The sequence below is a fragment of the Serratia liquefaciens genome (assembly GCF_027594825.1).
Taxonomy (GTDB): Bacteria; Pseudomonadota; Gammaproteobacteria; order Enterobacterales; family Enterobacteriaceae; genus Serratia; species Serratia liquefaciens_A.
Genome location: NZ_CP088930.1, coordinates 2,254,590 through 2,281,096, shown reverse-complemented (window position 1 = coordinate 2,281,096; position 26,507 = coordinate 2,254,590). Strand labels below are relative to the sequence as shown.

Here is a 26,507-nt window from a genome sequence, read left to right as displayed (position 1 = left end):
TTAAGGCGATATTTCGCTGGACGCCCAATAAAATTGGTGTGATAACTTTGTCGCATTGAACACTGTGTCGAACGGCAAGCAAGGTGAGGAGCCAGTTATGGCGACGTTTTTAAACGAAGATTTCTTGCTGGGCAGCGAATTCGCCCGGCGTTTGTATCATGACTATGCGGCGGAGCAACCGATCTTTGACTATCACTGCCACCTGCCGCCGGAACAGATCGCCGAGAACACCCGTTTCAAAAATTTATACGAAATCTGGCTCAAGGGTGACCACTACAAATGGCGGGCGATGCGGACCAACGGGGTGGCAGAACGGCTGTGCACCGGCGATGCCGGCGATCGTGAAAAATTCGATGCCTGGGCTGCTACCGTACCGCACACCCTGGGTAACCCACTGTATCACTGGACCCACCTGGAGCTGCGTCGTCCGTTCGGTATCACCGACACGCTGCTGTCCCCGGCGACGGCGGACGATATCTGGCAGCGCGGCAATGCCCTGCTGGCGCAGGACGATTTCAGGGCGCGCGGCATCATGCAGCAGATGAATGTGAAGATGGTCGGCACCACTGACGATCCTGTCGACGATCTGCGCCACCATAAAGCCATTGCCGCCGACAGCAGTTTCGCTATCAAGGTGTTGCCAAGCTGGCGACCGGACAAGGCATTCAATATCGACGCACCGGGTTTCAATGATTATCTGCAAAAGCTGGAAGCGGCAGCGGATATTCATATCGGTCGCTTCAGCGCGCTGTGTGACGCGTTGAAAAAGCGCATGGATCATTTTGCCGCCCATGGCTGCAAGGTGGCTGACCATGCGTTGGACGTGGTGGTCTATGGAGAGGCGGATGAAGCTGCATTGGACGCGATTTTAACGGCGCGCCTGAGCGGTAAGTTGCCTGCGCCAGAGCAGAGCGCCCAGTTCAAAAGTGCGGTGCTGTTGTTCCTGGCGGCCGAATATCAACGCCGTGAATGGGTGCAGCAATATCACATCGGCGCGCTGCGCAATAATAACAGCCGCATGCTGGCCAGTGTCGGCCCGGACATCGGCTTCGATTCGATTAATGACCGACCGCTGGCAGAGCCACTTTCACGCCTGCTGGATGCCCAGGCGCGTCAGGGGGGCCTGCCGAAGACCATCCTGTACTGTCTCAACCCGCGTGACAATGAGGTGATCGCCACCATGGTCGGCAACTTCCAGGGGGAAGGCACGCCAGGCAAGATGCAGTTCGGTTCCGGCTGGTGGTTCAACGATCAGAAAGACGGCATGCAACGTCAGATGACGCAATTGGCGCAGCTCGGCTTGTTGAGCCGCTTTGTCGGTATGCTGACCGACAGTCGTAGCTTCCTGTCTTATACCCGCCATGAATACTTCCGCCGCATCCTTTGTCAGATGATGGGACGTTGGGTGGCCGACGGCGAAGCACCGGCAGATATCGCGCTGCTGGGCGAGATGGTGAAAAACATCTGTTTCGACAATGCCAAAAACTATTTCGCCATTGAACTGGCGTAGCCGCTGCCCGAGGTGGGTTTATGCAAAGCATGGTAAAAATTCATTCGCTGGATAATGTCGCGGTGGCACTGCGCGATCTGGCGGCCGATGAAACGTTGATGCTGGACGGCACGGCTATTTGGCTTGCGCAGCCGGTAGCGCGCGGACATAAGTTTGCGCTACGGCCGATAGCCGCCGGTGAGGCAATCATCAAATATGGTCTGCCGATCGGCCATGCGCTAGAGGCTATTGCTTCCGGTGTGCATATTCACTCGCAAAATGCCAAAACCAACCTGAGCGACCTGGATAGCTATCAGTATCAGCCGCAATTTCTCGCATTGCCGCCGCAGGCTGCGGATCGGGAAGTGCAGCTTTATCGCCGTAGCAACGGGGAAGTGGGGATCCGCAACGAGCTGTGGATCATACCGACCGTTGGCTGCGTCAATGGCATTGCCCGACAGATCCAGCAGCGTTTTCTGAAGGAAACTGCGGATGCGCAGGGGATCGACGGCGTGCACCTGTTCAGTCATCCGTTTGGTTGTTCGCAACTGGGGCAAGATCACGAGAACACCCGCACCATGCTGCAAAACATGGTGCGCCATCCGAACGCCGGCGCGGTGTTGGTGATTGGCCTGGGGTGCGAGAACAATCAGGTGGATGTTTTCCGCAGTACGCTGGGGATGACCGATGAACAGCGGGTCCGCTTTATGGTTTGCCAACAGCAGGATGATGAAGTGGAGGCCGGGCTGGAGCAGCTGCACGCGCTGTACCGGGTGATGCGTGACGACCGTCGCCAGCCGGGCAAGCTGAGTGAATTGAAATTTGGGCTGGAGTGCGGCGGGTCTGACGGCCTGTCCGGTATCACCGCCAATCCGCTGCTGGGGCGTTTTTCCGACTATCTGATTGCCAACGGCGGCACGACGGTACTGACTGAAGTGCCGGAGATGTTTGGCGCCGAAAGGATCCTGATGAGCCGTTGCCGCGATCGGGAGACTTTCGAAAAGACCGTCAGCATGGTCAACGATTTCAAACAGTACTTTATCGCCCATAACCAGCCGATTTATGAAAACCCTTCGCCGGGCAACAAAGCCGGCGGGATCACCACGCTGGAGGAGAAATCGCTCGGTTGTACGCAAAAAGCCGGGCACAGCCAGGTGGTGGACGTGCTCAAATATGGCGAACGGCTGCGGCAACCCGGTTTAAACCTGCTGAGTGCGCCAGGCAATGACGCGGTGGCGACCAGCGCGCTGGCCGGCGCCGGCTGCCATATGGTGTTGTTCAGCACCGGGCGCGGTACGCCCTATGGCGGCTTTGTGCCGACGGTGAAGCTGGCGACCAACAGCGAACTGGCGGCGAAGAAACCGCACTGGATCGACTTCGATGCCGGTCGGCTGATCCACGGCACCCCGATGGAAAGTCTGCTGGAACAGTTTGTCGATCTGATCGTGGCGATTGCCAATGGCCAGCCAGCACGCAACGAAACCAATGATTTCCGTGAACTGGCGATTTTTAAGAGCGGAGTGACATTGTAAGGCGACAGTCGTAAAAAAGGCGCCCGATCACGAGCGCCTTCTAGAACATTTTGGGGATTAACGCACTTTCAGCGGGTCTTCATCTGCTAAACGCTGATCTTCCGCCTGACAGGCGGCTGCGGTAAACAGCACGTCGGTCGAGGAGTTCAGCGCGGTTTCGGCGGAATCTTGCAGTACGCCGATGATAAAGCCAACCGCCACCACCTGCATTGCCACGTCGTTCGGAATGCCGAACATGTTGCACGCTAATGGGATCAACAGCAGCGATCCACCAGCCACGCCGGAAGCGCCGCAAGCACAGATAGCCGCGACGACGCTGAGCAGCAGTGCCGTAGGCACATCAACCGGGATCCCCAGAGTATGCACCGCCGCCAGCGTCAGCACGGTAATGGTGATGGCGGCACCGGCCATGTTGATGGTGGCGCCCAGCGGGATGGAAACTGAATAGGTGTCTTCGTTCAGATTCAGCTTTTTGCACAGTTCCATATTCACCGGGATGTTGGCGGCTGAGCTGCGGGTGAAGAAGGCGGTCACGCCGCTTTCGCGCAGGCAGGCAAACACCAGCGGATAAGGGTTGCGACGGATTTTCCAGTAAACGATCAGCGGGTTCAGCACCAGCGCCACCAACAGCATACAGCCGATCAGCACCACCAGCAGTTGGGCATAGCCCCAAAGTACGCCAAAGCCAGTATCCGCCAGCGTCGAGGCCACCAGGCCGAAAATGCCGAGTGGAGCACAACGGATCACCGCGCGTACCACCAGGGTGACCGCATGCGACATATCGTTAATCAGCGATTTGGTGGTTTCAGAGGCGTGGCGCAGCGCCAACCCCAGACCTACGGCCCAGGCCAGAATGCCGATATAGTTGGCGTTAATCAGCGCATGGAACGGGTTGGCGACCACGCTCATCAGCAGGCCTTTCAGCACCTCAATAATGCCGCCCGGCGGATTGATATCCGCATTGCCGGTCACCAGCGCCAGGTTGGACGGGAACATAAAGCTGACCACAACCGCCACCAGCGCCGCGGCGAAGGTCCCCAGCAGATAGAGGAACAGGATCGGACGGATATTGGTTTTTTGCCCGTGCTTGTGGTTGGCGATCGAGGCCATGACCAGCACCAGCACCAATACCGGCGCTACCGCTTTTAGTGCCCCGACGAACAGGGCACCAAGCAGGCCCACCGCAGAAGCCGTCGCCGGTGAGATCAGCGCCACGATAATACCGGCCACCAGGCCGATCATGATTTGTTTAACCAGACTGCCCTGTACGATCCTTTGTAGTAATTTTTGCATAATGCTTTTTTCCCGATGATGTTGCGTACAGACTTTGTCACCTCGGTGGGAACGCCACCGGACAACTTTGTTGGGATCTGTAACCAAGTGTGTTTGCCGAATCAGTATTCAGTAAACCCATAGGGTTGGAAAGGGGAGAGGATGAAATTCTGAGCGCGGATCAACTCTTGATAACATGCTGGTTACATTTGTGTGATCGCAATAACATTTGGCGTTTGGGGGCAATTGCCAAACAATCGCGGGGCGACTAGCGCCCCGGATAACAGATTATGGTGCTTTATTATTGGCCAAACGGTCGTTACGGCGGTTAACCCAGGCGTTGATCACCAGCGTTAACGTCAGGATACCGGCCACCACGCCAAGCGAAACGCCGATCGGGATATGGAAGAAGTCGATAATCAACATCTTGACGCCGATAAACATCAGGATAATCGACAGGCCGTATTTCAGCATCGAGAAGCGTTCTGCCACGTTAGCCAGTAAGAAGTACATGGCGCGCAGGCCCATGATGGCGAACAGGTTGGAGGTCAGGACGATGAACGGATCTGTGGTCACGGCAAAAATTGCCGGGATGCTGTCGACCGCAAAGATCACGTCGCTCAGTTCGACCAGGATCAGCACCAGCACCAGCGGCGTAGCGAACAGCAGGCCGTTGCGGCGCACGAAGAAGCGCTCGCCTTCCAGATTATCGGTCATGCGCAGGTGGCTACGCAGCCATTTCACCAGCGGCTTGTCGCCAATCGCCGAGTCATCTTCCTTCGCCAGCGCCATCTTGATACCGGTAAACAGCAGGAACGCGCCGAACAGGTACAGCAGCCACTGGAATTGAGTTACCAGCCAGCTGCCGGCGAAGATCATGATGGTACGCAGCACAATCGCGCCCAGCACGCCAAAAATCAGCACCCGGCGCTGCAGGTTGGCCGGAACGGCAAAGTAGCTGAACAGCATCAGCCAGACGAAGACGTTATCGACCGCCAGCGCTTTTTCGATCAGATAACCGGTGAGAAAGGCCAGCGCCTGGGTATCGGCGACGGCACGCCCGGCGGTTTGGTTCAGGTAGTACCAGAAGCCCAGGTTGAACAGCAAAGAGAGGCTGACCCACACCAGCGACCAACTGGCGGCCTGCTTCAGCGTCATGGTGTGTGCGCCTTTGCGGCCTTGCAGCAGTAAGTCGATTGCGAGCATCACAACTATGATGGCGGCAAAGCTGCCCCATAACCAAGGTGTGCCAACGGTATTCATCATCAGAGGTATCCTTCAAAAACAAAAACGGCCAACGTCGGAAGACGCTAGCCGCTCTTATGAACGCTGCAAGCAAACCTCGCCTTCCGGCAAGGTCTCACTTACAACGTTGATGAAGGTGCACTGAACGTGCCCGTTACATCATGTTGCCCGGTAACCGGATGCTTGCGCATCGTAATGACGATTGACCGGCAATGAAGTTACTCCCCTTTGCACGGCAGAAAGTAATGCAAAATATGTCAGCGGTCAACGTTTATTAAGTTACCCGGCCAGGGCTTTTTGCGCACCGAGGCTGACGACAAATCCCTGCAGCAGCAGCCGACTGAACGGCGTGTCGCTAACCTGCTGTTGCTTAAGCTGATACGCTGCCTGCTGCTCTGGATACAGCTCACCGAGCCAGCTCAGATACTGGTGCATCACCGCGCCGTTAAATTCCGGATGGAACTGCGTCGTCAGCACGCGATCGCCATAACTGAGGATCTGATAGGCATCCTGTTGCGATCGGGCCAGCGCGACTGCGCCGACGGGGGGCGTCAACACGCTCTGCGAGTGGATCAGATTGGCCTTGAAGCGCGGCGGTAACATCGTCATTCGTCGGTCGTTGGCGGCGGCGGGCAGCAACTCGACGTCCAATGTGCCGACTTCCATGCCCTGCGGGTGATAACCGACTTCACCGCCAAGCGCATAGGCCAGCAGCTGGTGCCCATAGCAGGCGCCGAAGATCGGCAGTTGGATCTGCATCGCCTGGCGCAGCCACTCGGCGGCTAGCTCGCTCCACGGCAGCTGTTCGGTCACCATCGCCGGTGAACCGGTGATCACCACGCCGGCGTAATTGTGCGGCGGCAGCGGTTGCTCGCCTGCGGGAAGGTGCACGATCTGCACGCGATCGGCATCAATGTTCCCCTGTTGCAAGAACATGCCGTCGAAGTTGGCTTTTTCCCGACGGATAACCTCTGGGGCATCGCCGGTTTGCATCAGTAATAAGGGTTTCATGTCACTCTCCGTCGGCAGGGAAGACTACGCCGGTCTGGCGGCGAATTTCGGTCAGCAGGCGGGCGATAATCAGCGAATTCTCCAGCCCCGGGTGTTCTACCTGCCGTTTTTCCACCAGGTCGGCGAACACCTGTGCCTCATACAGCATGGTATTGATGTGCTGAGGCTGGGCCAGATCCTGACGATGGCCGCCGCGCGGGGTCAGCACCACGCCCTGGCACTCAGAAATTTTCTCAATCACCAGCGTCCCTTCTTCGCCCTGGATCTCACTGGGAATGTCCGAGTTGCTGACCTTGGAGTGGGAGAGGGTGACGTCAAAATCGCCGTAGTTGAGGCAAGCGGTACCGTGGGCATCCACACCGGTATCCAGCAACGCCGCGCTGGCAATGACCGATTTCGGTTCGCCGAACAGGGCAACGGCGCTGGCCAGGCAGTAATAGCCGATGTCCATGATTGACCCGTTGGAAAACTGCGGGTTGAAGGTATTCGGATTTTCGCCGGCCAGATAACGCGGGTAGCGTGACGAGTATTGGCAATAGTTGAGGAAGGCTTTGCGCAACCGGCCGATTTGCGGCAGCGCCTGTTGCAGGGCCAGGAAATTCGGCAGATGAGCGCTTTTGAAGGCTTCGAACAGCACCACCTGATTTTCACGCGCGCAGGCCACCAGCTTTTCGGCTTCACGCAGGTTGGACACCAGCGGCTTTTCGCAAATCACATGCTTTTTATGGCTGAGGAACAGTAAAGATTGTTGGCAGTGAAGGGCGTTGGGGCTGGCGATGTAAACTGCATCGATGGCATCGGATTGGGCCAGCGCCTCGAGGGAATCGGAAAACAGGCTGGTGTGGTAGTTGGCGCCAAATTCCTGCGCTTTTTCCAGCTTGCGCGAATAGACGGCGGTCAGTTTCAGCTTGCCGCTTTCGTGCGCGGCGTCAATAAAGCGTTCCGTAATCCAGTTGGTGCCCACAACGGCAAAGCGAATCATAGATATCTCCGGTTCCCATGCGCTATACCCCATGAGTTTCACGTACCGCACAGGGTAGAAAGAACCAGATTATCACGGCATTTACAGAAGGCGAATCTCGCTATGCGTACAGATCGCCAAACACCGAAAGGTGGGTCAGATACAGCCGGGTGTCGAACTCCAGCTGATGGTAATTGGGTTCCATATGGCAGCACAGGCTGTAGAAGGCCTTGTTGTGGTCTTTCTCTTTCAGATGTGCCAACTCATGCACCACGATCATGCGTAGAAACGGCTCCGGCGCCAGCTTGAAGACCGTCGCCACGCGGATTTCCGCCTTGGCCTTCAGTTTGCCGCCCTGCACGCGGGAAATGGCGGTGTGCATGCCCAGTGCGTGTTTCATCACCTGAATTTTACCGTCGTAGGCCACTTTGCTCAGCGGTTGTGCATTACGCAAATACTGGTTTTTCAGATCGACGGTAAACTGATAAAGCGACTTGTCGGTGGTGCAGTCATGCACCTGCGGATAGCGCTGCAACAACACATCCCCCAGGCGTCGTTGGTCGATCAGCTGCTGCACCTGGCTTTGCAGATGTTCAGGGTAGCCCTGCAGGTAGGTCAGTTCGATTTCACGCATGGGTAATATTACGCCCCAATATTTCCATAATCGGACGCAGACGCTTGCGCTGCACATTGGCCTGTCGGGCTTCCCAGCGGTCGTGGGCCGCCTGCAGGTTTAGCCAGAAATCGGCGGTGGTTTCGAACAGATCGGCAAACAAGTTCGCTTCCGCAACGCTAAGACGACGATGCCCATTGCACAAGCGATTTACCGTGGCGCGGGTGACACCCAAGACCTTCGCAAGATCCTCCTGGCCAATACCCAGCGGTGTTAAATACTCTTCTTGCAGCACTTCCCCCACCGTGGTGGGTTTCCGGCTTGTAGTCTCTAACATATGTTCTCCGTTACCTAGGTATCTTGGTGCGGATCCAGATAAATCTGCTCAGCAGCATCGTGGCGCCATTGAAACATTAGTCGCCATTGAAGATTCACCCGCATGCTGGACCAGCCTTGAAAAGGGCCGGACAGGCGTTTGTAATAATTACCGGTCGGGTTATGTAAATCACATTCTTTTTGCGCAGCAGCCAGCATATCGAGTTTTCTGGGCAGCTGGCGCTCAATGATTGAGGGGATCAAACGATCGCGCCGACCCTCCCTATAGAATTGCGCCAGGTATCCGTCTCGGAACGATGAAATCATTTTCATCCCCATTCCATTGGGTGAATGAGTGTAACATTTAAAGTTACATCAGGTCAGGTGAAAAATTGCCCAGTTCGGAATAAGCGGAATGAATGCTATAGCTTTAAGGAGTGAAAAGCGGGATTGGCTTTCCACGATGCGAATTAATGCGCAATTTATCCGAAAAAACATTTTACTGCCGGACGTTTTTAGGGGATAAACAGCCCAAATTTTATCAGTCAGGAGGGGCAATGAGCCAACTCGATCTGGGAACACAGCACCTTGAGCTGGAACGTTATCCCCAACAGGAAGAATCCACCCAATTGCAGGCTTGGGAAGCGGCGGACGAATATCTGCTGCAACAGCTTGAAAATATAACCATTGGCGATCGCCCAGTGCTGATTTTCAACGACAACTTTGGCACGCTGGCCTGCGCACTGCACGCTCATCAGCCTTACAGCATCAGCGACTCCTACATGAGTCAGTTGGCAACGCGCCATAACCTGAAGCTCAATGAACTGGATCCGGAGCAGGTGACGCTGCTGGACAGCCTGGCCGAACTGCCTGCATCACCGGCAGTGGTGCTGATCCGCATTCCTAAAGCGCTGGCACTGCTGGAACAGCAACTGCGCTCGTTGCGCAACGTGGTGGCGCCGGACACGGTTATCATCGCCGGAGCCAAGGCGCGTGACGTTCACACCTCGACCATGCAGCTGTTTGAAAAGGTGCTCGGCCCAACGCGCACCAGCCTGGCATGGAAGAAAGCGCGTCTGATCCACTGCGAAGTGACGGACATTGTGCCGCCGGCGGCCCCGGAAACCACCAACTGGACGCTGGACGGCACGGATTGGCTTATCCACAACCATGCCAACGTGTTCTCGCGCAGCAATCTGGACATCGGCGCGCGCCTGTTCCTGGAGCATCTGCCGAAGGATCTGGAAGGGCATATTGTCGATCTCGGCTGTGGTAACGGCGTGATTGGCCTGACGGCGCTGGCGCAGAACCCGCAGGCTCAGATGACGTTTGTCGATGAGTCTTATATGGCGGTGGCATCCAGCGAGTTGAACGTGGAGCACAACCTGCCGCAGGATCTGGATCGTTGTCAGTTTGAGGTGAACAACTCACTGGCGGGGATTGAGCGTGAAAGCGTGCAGGCGGTACTGTGCAACCCACCGTTCCACCAACAGCATGCGATCACCGATCACACCGCCTGGCAGATGTTCTGCGACGCCAAGCGTTGCCTGCAGGTCGGTGGCGAGTTGCGCATCGTCGGCAACCGTCATCTGGATTACCACCATAAGCTGAAGCGCCTGTTTGGCAACTGCACCGTGGTGGCATCCAACAAGAAGTTTGTGATCCTCAGAGCGGTGAAATCCGGCGCACGTTACTGATTGATTGAGGGGGCGCAGTGAATGCGCCCCTGATTGTAATTACAGCGCCATTGCCAGCCGCGTGCCCTGATCGATAGCGCGGCGGGCATCCAGCTCGGCGGCGACGTCCGCCCCGCCAATCAAATGCACGGTTTTTCCCATCTCCAGCAGCGGTTGCTGCAGCTCGCGTCTGGGTTCCTGTCCGGCGCAGATAATCACCGTATCCACCGGCAGACAGCTTTCCTGTTCGGCGCGTGAAATATGCAGGCCTTCATCATCAATGCGTTGATAGTTCACGCTGTTGAGCATTTTTACACCGCGCATCGCCAGGCTGGTGCGGTGGATCCAACCGGTGGTTTTCCCCAGGCCTTCGCCCACTTTGCTGGTTTTGCGTTGCAGCAGGTAGATCTGCCGAGCAGGGCGACTGACCACCGGCCCCTGCGCCGCCAGCCCACCGCGTTGGCCAAGCTGGTCATCGATACCCCATTCACGGTTAAATTCCGCCGGATCCAGACTGCTCGACACCCCGTGTTGGCTGAGGTATTCGGCGGTATCGAAGCCGATGCCGCCGGCACCGATAATCGCCACGCGCTGGCCGACCGGTTTTTTGTCGCGCAACACATCCAGATAGGTGAGTACCTTGGCGTTGTCGATGCCGGGGATCGCCGGGGTACGCGGCACGATACCGCAGGCAAGGATCACTTCGTCGAACGCCGCCAGATCGGCCGCCGTCACCCAGGCGCCGAGCTTCACTTCGACCTCTTGCAGCGTCAATTGACGACGGAAATAACGCAGCGTTTCATGAAACTCCTCTTTACCGGGGATCTGCTTGGCTATATTGAACTGGCCGCCAATCTGATCGGCGGCATCGAATAGCGTCACCCGGTGGCCGCGGCTGGCAGCGGTGGTCGCAAACGCCAACCCGGCCGGCCCGGCACCAATCACCGCCAGCCTTTTCGGCTTCTCCGCGGCGACCAGCGGCATCTCGGTTTCGCGGCAGGCACGGGGGTTCACCAGGCAGGAGGTCAGCTTGCCTTCAAAAATTTGGTCGAGGCAAGCCTGGTTGCACCCAATGCAGGTATTGATTTCGTCGGCACGCCCTTCGGCGGCTTTCTGCACAAAAGCGGCGTCGGCCAGGAACGGGCGCGCCATTGATACCATGTCGGCGCAGCCGTCGGCCAGGACCTGTTCGGCTACCGCCGGGTCGTTGATGCGGTTGGTGGTGATCAGCGGGATTTGCACTTTACCCATCAGCTTTCGGGTCACCCAGCTGAATCCGGCGCGTGGCACCATGGTGGCAATGGTTGGGATACGCGCTTCATGCCAGCCAATGCCGGTGTTGATAATGGTGGCTCCGGCCTGCTCAACGGCCAGTGCCAACTGCTCGATTTCCTGCCAACTGGAGCCGTCTTCAACCAGATCGAGCATCGAAAGGCGGTAAATCAGGATAAATTCGCGGCCGACCGCCTGGCGTACCGCTCGGACGATCTCCACGGCAAAACGCATGCGGTTGCTGAAGCTGCCGCCCCATTGGTCATCGCGCTGGTTGGTGCGCGCGACCAGAAATTGGTTGATCAAATAGCCTTCGGAGCCCATCACCTCGACGCCGTCGTAGCAGGCCTGCTGGGCCAAAGCCGCACAACGCGCGAAGTCCGCGATGGTCTGCAAGATATCCGCTTCGCTCAGTGCGGTAGGGGCAAAGGGATTGATCGGCGCCTGCAGCGCGGAGGGGGCTACCGGTTGCGGCTGGTAGCTGTAGCGACCGGCATGCAGGATCTGCAGCGCAATTTTACCGCCGGCCTGGTGGACGGCGTCGGTGACGATGCGGTGATGGTCGACCTGCTCCGGGTGGCTAAGGGTTGAGCCGCCGCGATACACCACACCTTTTTCATTGGGGGCGATGCCGCCGGTGACGATTAGCGCTACGCCGGCTGCGGCACGCTCGGCATAGAAAGCGGCCATGCGCTCGGGGCCATTCGGCAGTTCTTCCAGGCCGGTGTGCATCGATCCCATCAGTACCCGGTTTTTCAGGGTGGTGAAGCCGAGATCCAGCGGTGCCAGCAGGTGTGGGTAATTGCTCATTGCAGTCTCCATCGCGTCTTTCATCGTTATTATTATGTGCGACCTCAAGTGGTCGGATGAGATAAATCTAGCCGTTGTCTCTGCCGTTGGGAATCTGCGTTGCGCTGAATGTGATAGATGTCATGAATCTGTGCCCCTGTTTGCATGGTGAACAACAAATGGGTTAGCATTTGCCTGTTATAAATTCCCTCTCTCTGCGGAGCCATCACCGAAAATGAACACACACGCCTGCTGATATCTTGTCCCACGTTGCGCACACCCGTGCCTGGTGGGGATGTTTTGATTTCATTCAGGAGTGCTTATGGCTCATTTTGCGCAGTCCCCTTATTTTGTTTTACATCACCTGATCTGCCAGTTCGCTGACGGCGAAACGCTGTTCGGCCCCTTGGATCTGACTTTTGATCGGCAACGCTGCGGCCTGGTTGGGCGCAATGGCGTCGGCAAAACGCGCTTGCTGCGTTTGATCGCCGGGCAGGATCTTCCCGGTGGCGGGCATGTTGAAGCCCATGGATCTCTGGCTTACGTCGCGCAACAGCCGGAGCTCTCTCCACAGACTACGCTGGCCCAGCTACTGGGCTACGGCGAGATATTTGCCGCATTGGCCCGCCTTGAGCAGGGGCAACCGCAGGCGGACGATCTCGATCTTTTGGAAGGTCAGTGGGATCTGCGCGATCGTCTGCAGGCTGCCTTTGTCGCCGCCGGGTTACCGGCGTTCGATGCGCAACGCCCGGTGAGCGATTTGAGCGGCGGTGAACGAATGCGTGCCGCGCTGTGTGGGGCGATACTGAGCAACGCGGATTTTTTGTTGCTCGACGAACCGACCAACCACCTCGACGGCCGGGGCCGCGACTGGTTGTATCAACAGGTGGAACAGTGGCGCGGCGGCTTGCTGGTGGCCAGCCACGATCGGCAGCTGTTGGCGCGTATGCAGCGCATTGTCGAACTGACGCCGGGCGAACTGCACAGCTACGGCGGCAACTACGATGACTATCGCCGCCAGCGTGATTTGGAGCAGCAGGCCGCACGAGCCGGGCTGGAACACGCGCGCCAGGAACGTCGGCGTACCCGGGCCCGGCAGCAGAAAGAACATGACATCAGCCAACGGCGCTCTGCGCAAACGCTGAAAACCGTCGATACGCTCAATATCGCTTCCTTTGAGCGCGTGGCCTACAAAGCGGCGGCCAAAGAAAGTCTCGGTACGTTGCGCAAACAGCATCAGGACCAGAAGGATGCTCTCGATGCCGCCGTCCGCGATGCCTATCAGCGAGTGGAAGACGATTGTCCGGTGATGCTCACGCTGCCGGGAAGCGCCGTGGTGGCGGGCAAGCAGGTGCTGGTGCTCGAACAGTTGGAACTGCCTTTTATCGCCATGCCGCCGCTGGATTTTCGCATTGATGGCCCGATGCGCGTGGCGCTGACCGGCCCGAACGGCTGCGGGAAATCCACGTTGCTGAAGGTGATCCTGGGGCAGTTGGCGGCCAAAGCGGGGAGTTGTCACTGCCCACTGCCGACGGCTTACCTCGATCAAACCCTTTCACAGCTCGATCTTTCGCTGTCTGTGGTTGAGCATCTGGGGCTGCAGGATTCACCGCTCAATGAGGGTACGGTCCGCAGTCAACTGGCGCAGTTGCAGCTCAACGCCGAACGCGTACTGTTGCCAATGGCAGCGCTGAGCGGCGGCGAACGACTGAAGGCGGCGCTGGCCTGTATGCTGTGGCGTCGGGAGCCGGCGCAGTTGCTGTTGCTGGATGAGCCGACTAACCATTTGGATCTGGCGTCGTCACTGGCGATCGAGGCTTCGCTGGCCAGTTTCCCCGGCGCGATGTTGGTGGTTTCTCACGATGAAAACTTTTTGCAGGCGCTGAAATTGACCCATCGTTTGCAGTGGCGGACGGGAAAATGGCAGCTCCAGACCTTATGAAGTTCGTTCGTGCTCTTGGGGCCGCCTTTTGTTTTCAGGGGTTGATGCACTCCAACAGCAGGGTAAAAGCGGCGGCCATCTGCTCTTCCGGTACGCAGGCAAAACCCATCAGCAGGCCGCGGCGATGGTTGGGCAACATGTAGTAACGCGACAGCGGCCGCACCAGTACGCCGCGCGTATTGGCTGCGGCGGCAATCGCCACATCGTCCGCCTGGTCCGGCAGGTTGAGGATCAGGTGCAGCCCGGCATTGTTATTGAACTCACTCAGCGCCTGTTTACCCAGATGCTGCTCGATCAGAGCGGTGAGGAAGGCGCGTCGCCGGGCGTACAGCAGGCGCATACGGCGGATATGCGCGCTGTAGTGGCCTTCCTGGATAAACTGCGCCAGCGCGGTCTGGATCAGCAAATGGCCGCCGCGATACAGTTCCGCATGGGCGGTTTTCAGCGCCGCCATTAGCGGCTTAGGCAGCACCACATAACCCAGTCGCAGCGCCGGATACAGCGTTTTGCTGAAGGTGCCGATATAGATCACCGGCGCGTCGGCTTCCAACCCCTGCAACGCCGGGATCGGCTGACCGGAAAAGCGAAACTCGCTGTCGTAGTCATCTTCAACAATCCAACTGCCGGCGTTGCGCGCCAAGGCCAATAACCGTTGCCGACGCGCCAGGCTCATTACCGATCCCAGTGGGTATTGGTGCGACGGCGTGACGAAAATTAGCCGCGGCGCCTCGGCAGGCTGTTCCGGTGGCACCATACCGGCTTCATCCACCGCCAACGGGCAGATATTCACGTCGTTCATTCGCAGGATATTGCGGATCCCCCAATAGCCCGGTTCTTCAATCCACGCGTCGTCGCCTGGATTGCACAGTAGGCGCGTCACCAGATCTATCGCCTGATGGATGCCTTCGGTAATCAGAATTTGCTCTGGTGAACAGCGTACCGAGCGCGCTACGCGCAGATAGTCCACCAGCGCATGCTGTAGCTCCGGGCTGCCGCCCTGGTTGCTGTAGGTCAACTTCTGCGGGGCCGGACGACGGCTGATACGCGCCTGGATCTTGCTGAATAACTGGTGTGGGAAAGCATTGACGTCAGGCACGCCGGGGATAAAGGCTCCCCACTGTTTGGGGCTGGCGCTGGCGTGGTGCAGCAGGGTGGCACCGCGCGCCGACAGTTCAATGCGCCGCTGTTCCCCGTCACTGCCTGCCGGGGCGCTGACGGTGGATAAACAGCTGTCCGGGACGGTTTCGGCGACGAATGTGCCGCTTCCGGCACGCGCCAGGACATAGCCTTCCGCCAAGAGTTGTTCATAAACGGTTAATACGGTGTTACGAGAAAGGCTAAGCTCCTGAGCCAAATCCCGTGAGGCGGGCAGACGGCTGGAGGGCGGCAGGCTGCCGTCCAAAATACTGGTGCGGATCGCATTATACAGCCGCTTATGCAGCTTATCATCCGGCTGTTCGCCAAGGCGTTGCAACAGCAGGTCACCACTCAGTGAGCGCAATTGGATCCCTCAATTAATCGTAACTGGCTCTCGATTATAGGGCCACATCCTGTGTAAATAAACGTCATTGTTTCACGAATGTGAACAAACCGTTTAGCTGGCACCGACTACCGACTGGAGAGAACAACATGAAAAACGCAGAATTGAATCAACGTCGTCAGGATGCCACCCCACGTGGGGTCGGCGTGATGTGCGGTTTTTACGCCGAACGCGCCGAGAACGCCACGCTGTGGGATGTCGAAGGGAATGAAGTTATCGATTTTGCCTCCGGTATCGCCGTGCTGAATACCGGACACCGTCACCCGAAGGTGATCGCTGCCATTGAGAAGCAGCTGAAGGCCTTCACCCATACCGCTTACCAGATTGTCCCTTACGAAAGCTACGTTTCGCTGGCCGAACGCATCAACCAGTGTGCGCCGATCGAAGGGCCATGTAAAACCGCGTTCTTCACCACGGGGGCGGAAGCGGTAGAGAACGCCGTCAAAATTGCCCGCGCCCACACTGGTCGTCCGGGTCTGATCACCTTTGGAGGTGGCTTCCACGGCCGCACCTACATGACCATGGCGCTGACCGGCAAAGTGGCACCTTACAAACTGGGCTTCGGACCATTCCCGGGATCGGTGTTCCACGGCCAGTATCCTAATGCGCTGTACGGCGTGACCACCGAAGATGCGATGAACAGCCTGGAGCGCATCTTTAAAGCGGATATCGATCCCAAGCAGGTTGCGGCCATCGTGTTGGAGCCGGTGCAAGGTGAAGGCGGTTTCAACGTCGCACCGGCCGAGTTTATGCAGGCGTTGCGCACCTTGTGCGACGAACACGGCATTTTGCTGATTGCCGACGAAGTGCAAACCGGTTTTGCCCGTACCGGCAAGCTGTTTGCCATGGATCATTACAACATCAAACCCGATCTTATCACCATGGCGAAAAGCCTGGCGGGCGGCATGCCGTTGTCGGCCGTAGCCGGTCGTGCAGCGGTGATGGATGCCCCGGCACCGGGCGGGCTGGGTGGCACCTATGCCGGTAACCCGCTGGCGGTGGCGGCAGCGTTGGCGGTGCTGGATGTGATTGAGGAAGAGCAGCTGTGCCAACGTTCTCAACGCCTGGGCCAGCATCTGGTGGAAGTGTTGCAGCAGGCGCGCCAGACCAGCCCGGCGATTGCGGATATTCGGGCGCAGGGTTCGATGGTGGCGGTGGAGTTCAACGATCCCAAGACCGGCAAACCCTCTGCCGAGATCACCCGCCAGGTGCAGCAGAAAGCGCTGGAAGAAGGCCTGCTGCTGCTGAGCTGTGGCGTTAACGGCAACGTGATCCGCTTCCTGTACCCGCTGACCATTCCTGAAGACCAGTTCACCAAGGCGCTGGGCATTCTTTCCCGCGCGCTGGCTCAATAAGGAGTGACCGGCATGAAATTGAATAACCCCGAGCTGCTGCGCAGCCAGTGCCTGATTAACGGCGAGTGGTGCGATGCGCTGAGCGGCAAACGTGAAGCGGTCATCAATCCGGCGACCGGCGTTGAGCTGGCCAGTATTCCGTTAGTCAGCGGCGAAGAAACTCAACAGGCGATTAACGCTGCGCAGGTTGCGCAGCAAGGCTGGAAACAGCTGACAGCCAAACAGCGTTCCGCTCTGATGCTGACCTGGGCCGACAAGGTGCTGGCGGCCCAGGAAGATCTGGCGCAGTTGATGACCGCGGAGCAGGGCAAATCGCTGGCGGAAGCGCGCGGTGAAGTGGCCTACGCCGCCTCGTTTATCACCTGGTTTGCCGAAGAGGCCAAGCGAGTGGACGGCGCGGTGCTGCAAGCGCCGCAGGCCTCACAACGACTGGTGGTGGTGAAGCAGCCCATCGGCGTTTGCGCGGCGATCACCCCGTGGAACTTCCCGGCGGCGATGATCACCCGCAAGGTGGCGCCGGCGCTGGCGGCAGGTTGCGCAATTATCGTTAAACCGGCCGAACAAACGCCGCTGACCGCGCTGGCGTTGGGCAAGCTGGCGCAGGACGCCGGTATCCCGGCAGGGGTGTTGCAGGTGGTGACCGGCGACGCCGCTCAGGTGGGCAAAGTACTGTGTGACAGCCCGGTGGTGCGCAAATTGAGCTTTACCGGTTCGACCGAGGTTGGCCGCATTCTGATGGCACAGTGCGCGCCAACCATCAAAAAGCTGTCGCTGGAGCTGGGCGGCAATGCGCCGGTGATCGTTTTCGACGACGCCAACCTGGACGCGGCCGTGGCAGGCATTATGGCCTCCAAATTCCGCAATAGCGGCCAGACCTGCGTCTGCGCCAACCGCATCTACGTGCAGGACGGCATCTATGACCGCCTGGTGGATAAGCTGGTGGCGGCGGTTGAGCAACTGAAGGTCGGTGACGGCAGTCAGGAGGGCACCACTCAGGGCCCGTTGATTGACCAGGATGCGGTGGAAAAAGTGCAGAGCCATATCGACGATGCCTTGATCAAAGGCGCGCAGATCGCTACCGGCGGTCAGCCGCACGAACTGGGTCGCACCTTCTTCCAGCCTACGGTGGTGACCGGCGTGACGCAGAAAATGCGCTTCGCCAAAGAGGAAACTTTTGGCCCGGTGGCACCGCTGTTCCGTTTCCATGACGAGGCGGAAGCTATCGCCATGGCCAACGATACCGAGTTCGGTTTGGCCGCCTACCTGTTCACGCAGAACGCCTCGCGTCAATGGCGAGTGCCTGAGGCGTTGGAATACGGCATGGTCGGCATCAATACCGGGCTGATATCCAATGAAGTGGCACCTTTTGGCGGCGTGAAGCAGTCAGGACTCGGGCGTGAAGGATCGCGTTACGGGATTGAAGAATATCTGGAGCTGAAATACCTGTGTATCGATGTGAGCTGTTAACCCCTGGGAAATTAACCAACCCCGGTGGCCAGCGCCGCCGGGAGCCAAAGGATGCTGCATGTCTTCTGAAAACATCTCTATTTCTCCGGCGCTTGCCGCCGGGGTGCGAACGCCTGCACCCGCCAAATCACTGAGTTTCCTCGAAGGGGTGGCGATGATTGTCGGCACCAACATTGGCGCCGGCGTGCTGTCCATCGCCTACGCCTCCAGCAAGGCCGGCTTCCTGCCGCTGTTGTTCTGGCTGGTGCTGGTGGGCAGCCTGACCACCATCACTATGCTGTACGTCGCTGAATCTACCCTGCGCACCCGTGCCCATCTGCAATTGAGCGGATTGGCGAAACGCTATGTCGGCGGTATCGGTGCCTGGCTGATGTTTGCTTCGGTTTGCGTTAACAGCATTGGGGCGTTGACCGCCTACATGAGCGGCAGCGGCAAGCTATTACAGTCCCTGTTCGGCATTTCCCCGGCAATAGGCAGCCTGCTGTTTTTCGTGCCTGCTGCAGGGGTCTTGTACCTGGGGTTAAAGGCGATTGGCCGCGGGGAGAAGTTTATCAGCATCGGCATGGTGGCCATGCTGAGTGCGCTGGTGGCGGCCACGCTGCTCAAAGACACCACCCAGATGCGCAACCTGCTGGACGGTGACTGGCGCTTTATGGTGCCGGTATTCAACGTGGTGGTGTTCTGCTTCTCTGCGCAGTATATCGTGCCGGAAATGGCGCGCGGCTTTTCGGACAAGCCAGAACAACTGCCCAAGGCGATTATGGTCGGAATGGCCGTGACCTTTGTGCTGCTGGCGGCGGTGCCGATGTCGGTGATTGCACTCAGCGGGCTGAATAACATTTCTGACGTGGCGACCATTTCATGGGGCCAGGCGTTAGGGCAGTGGGCCTTCTTCTCCGCCAATATTTTTGCCCTGTGCGCGATGCTGACCTCTTACTGGGGCCTCGGCGGCAGCTTCCTGACCAATATTTTCGACCAGTTCAGGCTGGGCAACGACGAACAGCCGCTGCGCCGTTTCGGCGTGCTGCTGCTGGTGGTGCTGCCGCCGTTCGCGCTGGCCTACAGCGGGTTGGTGTCATTCGTTAACGCGCTCTATTTCGCCGGGGTTTTCAGCGGGGTGATTTTGTCGATTATGCCAATGCTGATCCTGCGTGGGGCGCGCAAGCATGGCGACCAGACACCGCGTTGGCAGTGTAACTGGATCACCCACCCGCTGTTGCAGATCAGCATCGTGTTACTGTATCTGGCCAGTGCGGTGTATGCCATCGCGTCGCTGTTAGGCTATCTGCCCGCGGGATGGTGATTTGCCTTCCCTCAAGAAGTGATGTTATTTCTCAGTTGAGAACGGCGGCGTCGTGGCCGCCGATTTTTTATCACCCGCGCATTTTTTCCGGCAGCGCCAACCAGGCCTGCACAGAAGGGCGTTGCCACTGCTTGTGTGCGTAGTGGCGAATGTTTTCCGGCACCGGATCGCCATGTATTACCAGCCTGTTCAGCATCAAAGCCAGATCGGTATCGGCAATACACCATTCCCTGAACAAATTATCCTGGCCGTGGCTCAGCAGCTTTTCAACGGCGGCAATCAACTTGTTGGCGGCCCCCTGCGCGGCATTGGACAGCGGAGGAAACTTGCCGTTAATGAACACCGCCTCGGTGGGCCGCTCGGCACGGAGTTGCAACAGATCGCTGCGCAGCCATGCCTGAACTTCGCGAGCTTTGGCACGGTGTTTAACATCGCGTGGGTACACCGGATGGGCAGGGTGGATCTCATCCAGGTACTCATCAATCGCCGAAGACTCCGAAAGTTGAAACTCACCGACCACCAGCGTCGGCACCCGGCGCGTCAATGACAGGGCCGCGTAGGCCGGCTCATGGTTTTTCCCCTGCGACAAATCGACCGGCTTTACGGTGAAGGGAATGCCTTTTTCCGTCAGGGTAACAAACGCCGACATGGCATAAGGACTGAAAAATTCGGCGTCGGTATAGAGTTCGGCAATCGGCTGAGACATTGGGGTTTTCCTCAAGGCAAAGGGAGGCGAACTTTGATAATTGACGAGGAGTGGCTAAAGATCAATCTGTTAGCCGAAAGTTATTTTCCCAGTGAAAAGCGCGGCGAGCGGTGACGCCTGGCGTTGTGATATATTTGTTGCCATTAAGTTGAATTTGGCAGCACGAAGTAACATGAAAATGCCGTTGTTGGAAAGAGTAAAAGTAGGGTGCGCACGTTTGTGGCCGCATCCATTGGCGGTGGGCAAAAAAGAGATTTTGCTTTCCAGCGTCGGTGCCGGGCTGGGGCTGATGATTGCCGGCTGGATCAGCCATTTTGTTTTGGGCGAGGTGAACCTGTGGTTTATCGCCCCGATGGGGGCCTCGGCCGTATTGCTGTTTGGCGTGCCGAACAGCCCGTTGGCGCAGCCCTGGTCGATTGTAGGCGGCAATATGTCGGCTGCGGCAGTGGGGGTCAGCACCAGTTTGCTGATTGCCGACCCTGGGCTGGCTTGCGGCGTGGCGGCCGCACTGGCGATTGGCTTGATGTTTAAGCTGCGTTGCCTGCACCCGCCCGGCGGCGCTGTGGCGCTGACCGCGATTCTCGGTGGCCCGGGTATTCATCAACTGGGCTATAGCTTTGTGCTGTACCCGGTGTTGCTGAACTCGGTGCTACTGGCGCTGCTGGCGATCGTCTTCAATAACCTGGCCGGGCGACGCTACCCGCACCCTTTGGCACCGACCGAGGCGAAGCCGGCCAATCTGCCGATTGATGCGGTGTCTATCACCCGCGCCGATCTGCACGAGGCGCTGATGCAGGGCGAACTGTTTGATATCGACGAGGACGATCTGCAGGAAATTCTGCTGCGTGCCGAACAGTTGGCGCATCAACGGCAGAGCGGTGGAGGCTGATCACGCGGGCGGATGGAAATAAAAAAGCCACCTTTGGGAAGGTGGCTTTTTTGGCTGTGAAAACAGCGAGATTTGGTGGCCCCTACTGGACTTGAACCAGTGACCAAGCGATTATGAGTCGCGTGCTCTAACCAACTGAGCTAAGGGGCCAAGCGGCGAGATTATACGGCAATCCTTCGACGCAGGTCTACAGTTAACCATCCGTATGTTGCTTTTATGCGCAGTTCTAGCCTGTTGTAATTACTGGCGGATTTTGCGATAACCGCTGTAAATCCCCTTTAATGGACTCCCGAACCCTATGGAACTCCTGGCGCCAAACCTGCGGGTGGTGTTTTGCGGCATCAACCCCGGCCTCTCCTCCGCCCACCAAGGCTACCCTTTTGCCAACGGCAGCAACCGCTTCTGGAAGGTGGTGCATCAGGCCGGCTTTACCGAACGTCAACTGGTACCCGAGCAGTGGCAACAGCTACAGGATACCGGCTGCGGCATCACCGCGCTGGTGGCGCGGCCAACGGTAGCAGCCAGCGAAGTGACGCGTGAGGAATTGCTCAGCGGCGGCGAGGCGTTAAAAGAAAAAATCTTGCGCTATCAGCCGCGCGCATTGGCGATTCTGGGCAAGCAGGCGTTCAGCAGCGCCTTTGGGGTGAAAAATGCGGCCTGGGGCCGTCAGGAGATGACGATCGGTAAAACTGAGGTTTGGGTATTGCCTAACCCCAGCGGATTGAATCGCGCCACGCTGGAGCAGCTTACAGAGAGTTATCGTGAGCTGTTTCTGGCATTGAAATAATCTGAGAGGGAGTTGCGAGATGAAAGCGATGATTAAAGCGGGGTTGGTCGCTCTGCTGTTGGCGACCGGCGCTGCCCATGCGGGCAACAGCGCGCAGGAACTGAAGAACAAAAATAACGTGCTGGAGTTTTATCAGCAGGGGCTGAATAACAAAGATTTTGCGGCGGCGCGGCCCTTTCTGGGCGACGAGTACAAACAGCACAATCCCAATGCGCAGGATGGGGTGGAAGGGTTCCGCAAGTTTGTCGAGTTGCTCAAAGCTCGTTACCCCGATTCTCACAGTGAAATCAAACAGGCGTTTGTCGACGGCAACTATGTGATTTTGCACGTAGAGACCAGCGGGCGTGAAAAGGGTAAGACGGCCGCGATTATCGATATTTTCCGGCTTGATGACGCAGGCAAAATCGTGGAGCACTGGGACGTGACCCAACCGGTGCCGGAGAAAACCGCCAGCGGCAACAGCATGTTTTAGGCAATAAAAAACCCCGGCAAGCCGGGGTTTTTTGCGAACAGCTGAGCCTTAGTCGTCCAGGAAGCTGCGCAGCACTTCGGAACGGCTTGGGTGGCGCAGTTTACGCAGTGCTTTGGCTTCGATCTGACGAATACGCTCACGGGTAACGTCGAACTGTTTGCCCACTTCTTCCAAAGTGTGGTCAGTGTTCATATCGATGCCGAAACGCATACGCAGCACTTTCGCTTCACGGGCGGTCAGGCCGGCCAATACGTCGTGCGTTGCGGAGCGCAGGCTTTCCGAGGTGGCAGAATCCAGCGGCAGCTCGAGGGTGGTATCCTCGATGAAATCGCCCAGATGTGAATCTTCATCATCACCGATCGGCGTTTCCATGGAGATCGGCTCTTTGGCGATCTTCAGCACTTTGCGGATTTTGTCTTCCGGCATCAGCATGCGTTCAGCCAGCTCTTCCGGCGTCGGTTCGCGGCCCATCTCTTGCAGCATCTGGCGCGAAATACGGTTGAGCTTGTTGATGGTCTCAATCATATGCACCGGAATACGGATGGTACGCGCCTGGTCAGCGATAGAACGGGTGATAGCCTGACGGATCCACCAGGTGGCGTAAGTCGAGAACTTATAACCACGACGGTATTCAAACTTGTCTACCGCTTTCATCAGACCGATGTTGCCTTCCTGGATCAGATCCAGGAACTGCAGGCCGCGGTTGGTGTATTTCTTGGCGATAGAAATAACCAGACGCAAGTTCGCTTCAACCATCTCTTTCTTCGCACGGCGGGCTTTCGCTTCACCGATAGACATGCGGCGGTTGATGTCCTTCACCTGCTCGATGGTCAAGCCGGTCTCTTCTTCGATCTGACGCAGTTTCTGCAGGCTGCGTTGCACATCTTCGGCGACGTCTTTCAGCTTCTCTGACCATGGCTTGGCCATTGCCAGCGCGGCTTCGAACCAGGTGGTGCTGGTTTCGTTGCCGGCGAACAGAGTCACGAAGTTTTTCTTCGGCATTTTGCACTGTTCAACGCACAGCTTCATGATGATACGTTCTTGAGTACGAACGCGGTCCATCATGGTACGCATGCTGTTGACCAGGAAGTCGAACTGTTTCGGCACCAGGCGGAACTGCTTGAACACTTCAGACAGCTTCAGAATTTCTTCTGCTGCGCTGGCGTGGCTGCGGCCGTTCTTTTTGATGACGACACGAGTCGCTTCGTACTGATCGCGCAGGTCGGCGAATTTCTGACGGGCCAGCTCAGGATCGATGCTGTTGTCGTCTTCTTCTTCGTCTTCATCTTCTTCTTCGTCGTCGTCATTCTGCTCTTCGGTAGACAGCTCAGAACCCACGTGGGTAGCGGTAGGGGCGATGTCCTCTTCCGCATTAGGATCGACGAAGCCGGTGATCAGATCGGACAGACGGGCTTCGCCCGCTTCGACGCGATCGTACTGTTCCAGCAAATAGGTAATGGCTTCCGGGTACTCGGCAACCGAGCACTGCACCTGGTTGATGCCGTCTTCAATGCGCTTGGCGATGTCGATTTCGCCTTCGCGCGTCAGCAGTTCAACGGTCCCCATTTCGCGCATGTACATGCGCACCGGGTCGGTGGTACGGCCGATTTCAGACTCAACGCTGGACAATACCTGAGCGGCAGCTTCTTCCGCATCTTCGTCTGTGCTGTTTGAGTTTTCAGCAAGCAACAGGTCGTCGGCGTCCGGCGCTTCTTCCAGAACCTGGATGCCCATGTCGTTAATCATCTGGATGATGTCTTCGATCTGGTCGGAGTCGACGATATCTTCCGGCAGATGGTCATTGACCTCAGCATAGGTCAGATAGCCTTGCTCCTTACCACGGGTGACAAGTAGCTTTAGCTGTGACTGCGGGTTTTGCTCCATAAGACGGTATCCACACTTCAGAGTATTTGGGTTGGTGTCGGTCGGCGAAACCGCCAACAATAGCATTTGGGGCGTTTTTGTTGTTGCCGCGGCCCACTGTGGCGGCATATTGCAGGGCTCTGCCCTCGCATTTATCGGCACTTAAGCCGTTTGGTATTCAGTTTTTCTTCGCCAGCACCTGATTCAAAGAACGGACTTCTTCACGTTCTTCCGGGCTGAGGCCATGGGTTCTGGCCTGTGCGATCAATGTCTCCAGCCGTTGTTCCAGTACCGAGTCGTACAGGCTGGCTAAAGTATCCAAAAAAGTCTGTTCAACCATATCCTCAACGATCATATGGTTCCATGTTGCCAAGGTTTCAAGCTGTTGGCTCAATTTGTTGTCGCGATACTGCTCCAACAGCTGGCCGGTCGTCAGCCCCGGCTGAGCCAGGCAGGTCTGCACCAGCTCGACAAACAGCGGCAAACCCGCCTGTTTGGTCTGCTCCAATCCCTCTAGCGAAGGGATAAGTGTAGCCAGCTGCGGATTTTGTACCAGTAACCCTATCAGTATACGCATGGTTGTGCGTTTTAGCTGGGGCGCCTGATAAGTATTCGCATTTTCGGCTTGCTTGGGCATCAGCTTGTCGAGCTGGCTGTCGTCCAGCAAACCCAGCTTGCTGCCGAGCTGTTGGCGCAGGTACAAGCGCAACGTTTCGCCCGGTACCTGAGTAATCAGCGGCAGTGCCAGTGTGCTCAGCTTGGCGCGGCCGTCCGGGCTGCTCAGGTCTACCTGCGGCATCAGGGTTTCGAACAGGAAAGTGGAAAGCGGCTGCGCCAGCTCCATTCGCTGTTCGAAGGCCTCTTTGCCTTCTTTGCGTACCAATGTGTCCGGGTCTTCGCCGTCGGGCAAAAACATAAACCGCAGCTGACGCCCGTCATTGAGATAGGGCAGCGCGGTTTCCAGTGCGCGCCAGGCCGCTTCGCGACCGGCTCTGTCACCGTCATAGCAACAGACGACGTTGTCGGTGGCGCGGAACAGCAGCTGAATATGTTCGGCCGTTGTCGAGGTGCCAAGCGAGGCGACGGCATAATCGATGCCGTATTGCGCCAGCGCCACCACGTCCATATAGCCTTCCACTACCAGCAAGCGCTGCGGGGTAGGGTGGCTCTGTTGCGCTTCATACAGGCCGTACAACTGACGACCCTTGTGGAAGACTTCGGTTTCCGGTGAGTTCAGGTATTTCGGCATGCCGTCACCCAACACACGTCCGCCAAAGGCGATTACTCGCCCGCGCTTGTCGCGGATAGGGAACATTACGCGCTCACGGAAACGATCGTACGAGCGTCCTTGATCGTTAGTCACCAGCATGCCTGCATCGTTCAATGCCAGGCGTGACTCGGCGTCGCGACCAAAACGCTTTAAGGCGTTATCCCAACCGGCAGGTGCAAAGCCGATGGCGAAATGGCGGATAACATCGTCACTCAGTCCGCGCTGTTGCAGATAATTGCGTGCCGGCGTGCCGGAGGACTGATGCAGTGACTGTTGATAGAACGCGCTGAGCTGTTCCATCAGTTGATACAGGCTTTGACGCTGATGGCGTTCGATTTGCGTCGGCCCGGAACCCGCCTCGTAAGGCACTTCCAGTCCGTGCATGGTTGCCAGCTCTTCGATGGTTTCGACAAACTCGAGCCTGTCGTAATTCATCAGAAAGTCGACGGCGTTACCGTGCGCACCACAACCAAAACAGTGGTAAAACTGCTTTTCGCCATTAACCGTAAATGAAGGCGTTTTTTCGTGGTGGAACGGACAGCACGCGTGATAGTTCTTGCCCTGCTTTTTGAGCTTTACCCGGGCATCGATCAGATCGACGATGTCGGTGCGAGCCAGCAAGTCATTGATAAATACGCGCGGAATTCGTCCAGCCATAAGCCCTTACTTTACTAGCCTATAAACGAGAACAAGCCGCGCATTCCTTTCGGAAAGCACGGCCTTCGTATGCAACTACTC

22 protein-coding genes and 1 tRNA gene are annotated in these 26,507 nt (G+C 57.6%); 10 read left to right on the top strand and 13 right to left on the bottom strand.

Annotation, left to right across the window (positions count from 1 at the left end; translation table 11 throughout):
* The first annotated feature begins 97 nt into the window (after nt 1–97).
* On the top strand, nt 98–1,510 hold the full coding sequence (uxaC, locus tag LQ945_RS10315; protein ID WP_270102837.1) for a glucuronate isomerase: 1,413 nt from the start codon (nt 98–100) through the stop codon (nt 1,508–1,510).
* 20 nt (nt 1,511–1,530) lie between these two features.
* Nucleotides 1,531–3,021, top strand: a complete 1,491-nt coding sequence (locus tag LQ945_RS10310) for a UxaA family hydrolase (protein ID WP_270102836.1) — start codon at nt 1,531–1,533, stop codon at nt 3,019–3,021.
* A gap of 57 nt (nt 3,022–3,078) precedes the next feature.
* Here LQ945_RS10310 and sstT read toward each other — a convergent pair whose 3' ends face one another.
* The 7 genes from sstT to LQ945_RS10275 form a co-directional block, all read right to left on the bottom strand.
* A complete protein-coding gene (sstT, locus tag LQ945_RS10305; RefSeq protein ID WP_182822156.1) occupies nt 3,079–4,314 on the bottom strand; it encodes a serine/threonine transporter SstT in 1,236 nt (411 codons plus the stop codon).
* A 267-nt stretch (nt 4,315–4,581) separates the two neighbouring features.
* The gene (locus LQ945_RS10300) at nt 4,582–5,559 is read right to left on the bottom strand and encodes a TerC family protein (RefSeq protein ID WP_044553611.1); all 978 of its coding nucleotides are present in this window, start codon (nt 5,557–5,559) and stop codon (nt 4,582–4,584) included.
* A 258-nt stretch (nt 5,560–5,817) separates the two neighbouring features.
* Nucleotides 5,818–6,549 carry a glutamine amidotransferase gene (locus LQ945_RS10295; protein ID WP_269934121.1) on the bottom strand — a complete coding sequence of 244 codons (732 nt, stop codon included), beginning with the start codon at nt 6,547–6,549 and terminating at the stop codon, nt 5,818–5,820.
* Between the two features lies 1 nt (nt 6,550).
* Nucleotides 6,551–7,531, bottom strand: a complete 981-nt coding sequence (locus LQ945_RS10290; RefSeq protein WP_270102835.1) for a Gfo/Idh/MocA family protein — start codon at nt 7,529–7,531, stop codon at nt 6,551–6,553.
* 100 nt (nt 7,532–7,631) lie between these two features.
* Entirely contained in the window at nt 7,632–8,144 is a 513-nt protein-coding gene (locus LQ945_RS10285; protein ID WP_020831788.1) for a M48 family metallopeptidase, read from the bottom strand.
* A complete protein-coding gene (locus LQ945_RS10280; protein WP_044553604.1) occupies nt 8,137–8,460 on the bottom strand; it encodes a HigA family addiction module antitoxin in 324 nt (107 codons plus the stop codon). Before LQ945_RS10280 ends, LQ945_RS10285 begins: the two co-directional genes overlap by 8 nt.
* A 14-nt stretch (nt 8,461–8,474) precedes the next feature.
* Nucleotides 8,475–8,771, bottom strand: coding sequence for a type II toxin-antitoxin system RelE/ParE family toxin (locus LQ945_RS10275; RefSeq protein WP_270102834.1), 297 nt, complete (start codon nt 8,769–8,771; stop codon nt 8,475–8,477).
* A gap of 224 nt (nt 8,772–8,995) precedes the next feature.
* Between LQ945_RS10275 and rlmG the strand changes: the two genes are divergently transcribed.
* A complete protein-coding gene (rlmG, locus tag LQ945_RS10270; protein WP_044553602.1) occupies nt 8,996–10,135 on the top strand; it encodes a 23S rRNA (guanine(1835)-N(2))-methyltransferase RlmG in 1,140 nt (379 codons plus the stop codon).
* Nucleotides 10,136–10,174: 39 nt separating this feature from the next.
* On the opposite strand, the gene LQ945_RS10265 is transcribed toward rlmG, so the two are convergent.
* Nucleotides 10,175–12,196, bottom strand: coding sequence for an FAD-dependent oxidoreductase (locus LQ945_RS10265; protein WP_270102833.1), 2,022 nt, complete (start codon nt 12,194–12,196; stop codon nt 10,175–10,177).
* A gap of 301 nt (nt 12,197–12,497) precedes the next feature.
* Between LQ945_RS10265 and LQ945_RS10260 the strand changes: the two genes are divergently transcribed.
* Nucleotides 12,498–14,117, top strand: coding sequence for an ABC-F family ATP-binding cassette domain-containing protein (locus LQ945_RS10260; RefSeq protein ID WP_270102832.1), 1,620 nt, complete (start codon nt 12,498–12,500; stop codon nt 14,115–14,117).
* 34 nt (nt 14,118–14,151) lie between these two features.
* Here LQ945_RS10260 and LQ945_RS10255 read toward each other — a convergent pair whose 3' ends face one another.
* A complete protein-coding gene (locus LQ945_RS10255; RefSeq protein ID WP_182822146.1) occupies nt 14,152–15,618 on the bottom strand; it encodes a PLP-dependent aminotransferase family protein in 1,467 nt (488 codons plus the stop codon).
* Nucleotides 15,619–15,746: 128 nt separating this feature from the next.
* Between LQ945_RS10255 and LQ945_RS10250 the strand changes: the two genes are divergently transcribed.
* Genes LQ945_RS10250 through LQ945_RS10240 form a run of 3 tightly spaced genes read left to right on the top strand, consistent with a single transcriptional unit; the run spans nt 15,747 to nt 19,782 of the window.
* A complete protein-coding gene (locus LQ945_RS10250; protein WP_270102831.1) occupies nt 15,747–17,012 on the top strand; it encodes a 4-aminobutyrate--2-oxoglutarate transaminase in 1,266 nt (421 codons plus the stop codon).
* Nucleotides 17,013–17,024: 12 nt separating this feature from the next.
* Nucleotides 17,025–18,479: an NAD-dependent succinate-semialdehyde dehydrogenase gene (locus LQ945_RS10245; protein ID WP_270102830.1), complete on the top strand. Its 1,455-nt coding sequence runs from the start codon at nt 17,025–17,027 to the stop codon at nt 18,477–18,479.
* Between the two features lie 58 nt (nt 18,480–18,537).
* Nucleotides 18,538–19,782: an aromatic amino acid transport family protein gene (locus LQ945_RS10240; RefSeq protein ID WP_270102829.1), complete on the top strand. Its 1,245-nt coding sequence runs from the start codon at nt 18,538–18,540 to the stop codon at nt 19,780–19,782.
* A gap of 70 nt (nt 19,783–19,852) precedes the next feature.
* Here LQ945_RS10240 and yfcF read toward each other — a convergent pair whose 3' ends face one another.
* A complete protein-coding gene (gene yfcF, locus LQ945_RS10235) occupies nt 19,853–20,488 on the bottom strand; it encodes a glutathione transferase (RefSeq protein ID WP_182822142.1) in 636 nt (211 codons plus the stop codon).
* A 172-nt stretch (nt 20,489–20,660) separates the two neighbouring features.
* Between yfcF and LQ945_RS10230 the strand changes: the two genes are divergently transcribed.
* Nucleotides 20,661–21,377, top strand: a complete 717-nt coding sequence (locus LQ945_RS10230; protein ID WP_044553581.1) for an HPP family protein — start codon at nt 20,661–20,663, stop codon at nt 21,375–21,377.
* Between the two features lie 73 nt (nt 21,378–21,450).
* Here LQ945_RS10230 and LQ945_RS10225 read toward each other — a convergent pair.
* Nucleotides 21,451–21,527: transfer RNA gene (locus LQ945_RS10225), tRNA-Ile, on the bottom strand.
* Nucleotides 21,528–21,675: 148 nt separating this feature from the next.
* Here LQ945_RS10225 and mug point away from each other — a divergent pair.
* Nucleotides 21,676–22,164, top strand: coding sequence for a G/U mismatch-specific DNA glycosylase (gene mug / locus LQ945_RS10220; RefSeq protein ID WP_270102828.1), 489 nt, complete (start codon nt 21,676–21,678; stop codon nt 22,162–22,164).
* 28 nt (nt 22,165–22,192) lie between these two features.
* The gene (locus tag LQ945_RS10215; RefSeq protein ID WP_182822230.1) at nt 22,193–22,636 is read left to right on the top strand and encodes an ester cyclase; all 444 of its coding nucleotides are present in this window, start codon (nt 22,193–22,195) and stop codon (nt 22,634–22,636) included.
* A gap of 48 nt (nt 22,637–22,684) precedes the next feature.
* On the opposite strand, the gene rpoD is transcribed toward LQ945_RS10215, so the two are convergent.
* Together rpoD and dnaG are read right to left on the bottom strand one after the other, a co-directional pair.
* Nucleotides 22,685–24,520, bottom strand: a complete 1,836-nt coding sequence (gene rpoD / locus LQ945_RS10210) for an RNA polymerase sigma factor RpoD (RefSeq protein WP_020831770.1) — start codon at nt 24,518–24,520, stop codon at nt 22,685–22,687.
* Between the two features lie 157 nt (nt 24,521–24,677).
* The gene (dnaG, locus tag LQ945_RS10205; protein WP_044553570.1) at nt 24,678–26,426 is read right to left on the bottom strand and encodes a DNA primase; all 1,749 of its coding nucleotides are present in this window, start codon (nt 26,424–26,426) and stop codon (nt 24,678–24,680) included.
* Nucleotides 26,427–26,507 lie beyond the last annotated feature (81 nt).

Excerpts from the sequence above, each read along its gene's own strand:
- uxaC (WP_270102837.1), top strand. The coding sequence starts at position 98 with ATGGCGACGTTTTTAAACGAAGATTTCTTGCTGGGCAGCGAATTCGCC.
- LQ945_RS10310 (WP_270102836.1), top strand. The coding sequence starts at position 1,531 with ATGCAAAGCATGGTAAAAATTCATTCGCTGGATAATGTCGCGGTGGCA.
- sstT (WP_182822156.1), bottom strand. The coding sequence starts at position 4,314 with ATGCAAAAATTACTACAAAGGATCGTACAGGGCAGTCTGGTTAAACAA.
- LQ945_RS10300 (WP_044553611.1), bottom strand. The coding sequence starts at position 5,559 with ATGATGAATACCGTTGGCACACCTTGGTTATGGGGCAGCTTTGCCGCC.
- LQ945_RS10295 (WP_269934121.1), bottom strand. The coding sequence starts at position 6,549 with ATGAAACCCTTATTACTGATGCAAACCGGCGATGCCCCAGAGGTTATC.
- LQ945_RS10290 (WP_270102835.1), bottom strand. The coding sequence starts at position 7,531 with ATGATTCGCTTTGCCGTTGTGGGCACCAACTGGATTACGGAACGCTTT.
- LQ945_RS10285 (WP_020831788.1), bottom strand. The coding sequence starts at position 8,144 with ATGCGTGAAATCGAACTGACCTACCTGCAGGGCTACCCTGAACATCTG.
- LQ945_RS10280 (WP_044553604.1), bottom strand. The coding sequence starts at position 8,460 with ATGTTAGAGACTACAAGCCGGAAACCCACCACGGTGGGGGAAGTGCTG.
- LQ945_RS10275 (WP_270102834.1), bottom strand. The coding sequence starts at position 8,771 with ATGAAAATGATTTCATCGTTCCGAGACGGATACCTGGCGCAATTCTAT.
- rlmG (WP_044553602.1), top strand. The coding sequence starts at position 8,996 with ATGAGCCAACTCGATCTGGGAACACAGCACCTTGAGCTGGAACGTTAT.
- LQ945_RS10265 (WP_270102833.1), bottom strand. The coding sequence starts at position 12,196 with ATGAGCAATTACCCACACCTGCTGGCACCGCTGGATCTCGGCTTCACC.
- LQ945_RS10260 (WP_270102832.1), top strand. The coding sequence starts at position 12,498 with ATGGCTCATTTTGCGCAGTCCCCTTATTTTGTTTTACATCACCTGATC.
- LQ945_RS10250 (WP_270102831.1), top strand. The coding sequence starts at position 15,747 with ATGAAAAACGCAGAATTGAATCAACGTCGTCAGGATGCCACCCCACGT.
- LQ945_RS10245 (WP_270102830.1), top strand. The coding sequence starts at position 17,025 with ATGAAATTGAATAACCCCGAGCTGCTGCGCAGCCAGTGCCTGATTAAC.
- LQ945_RS10240 (WP_270102829.1), top strand. The coding sequence starts at position 18,538 with ATGTCTTCTGAAAACATCTCTATTTCTCCGGCGCTTGCCGCCGGGGTG.
- yfcF (WP_182822142.1), bottom strand. The coding sequence starts at position 20,488 with ATGTCTCAGCCGATTGCCGAACTCTATACCGACGCCGAATTTTTCAGT.
- LQ945_RS10230 (WP_044553581.1), top strand. The coding sequence starts at position 20,661 with ATGAAAATGCCGTTGTTGGAAAGAGTAAAAGTAGGGTGCGCACGTTTG.
- mug (WP_270102828.1), top strand. The coding sequence starts at position 21,676 with ATGGAACTCCTGGCGCCAAACCTGCGGGTGGTGTTTTGCGGCATCAAC.
- LQ945_RS10215 (WP_182822230.1), top strand. The coding sequence starts at position 22,193 with ATGATTAAAGCGGGGTTGGTCGCTCTGCTGTTGGCGACCGGCGCTGCC.
- rpoD (WP_020831770.1), bottom strand. The coding sequence starts at position 24,520 with ATGGAGCAAAACCCGCAGTCACAGCTAAAGCTACTTGTCACCCGTGGT.
- dnaG (WP_044553570.1), bottom strand. The coding sequence starts at position 26,426 with ATGGCTGGACGAATTCCGCGCGTATTTATCAATGACTTGCTGGCTCGC.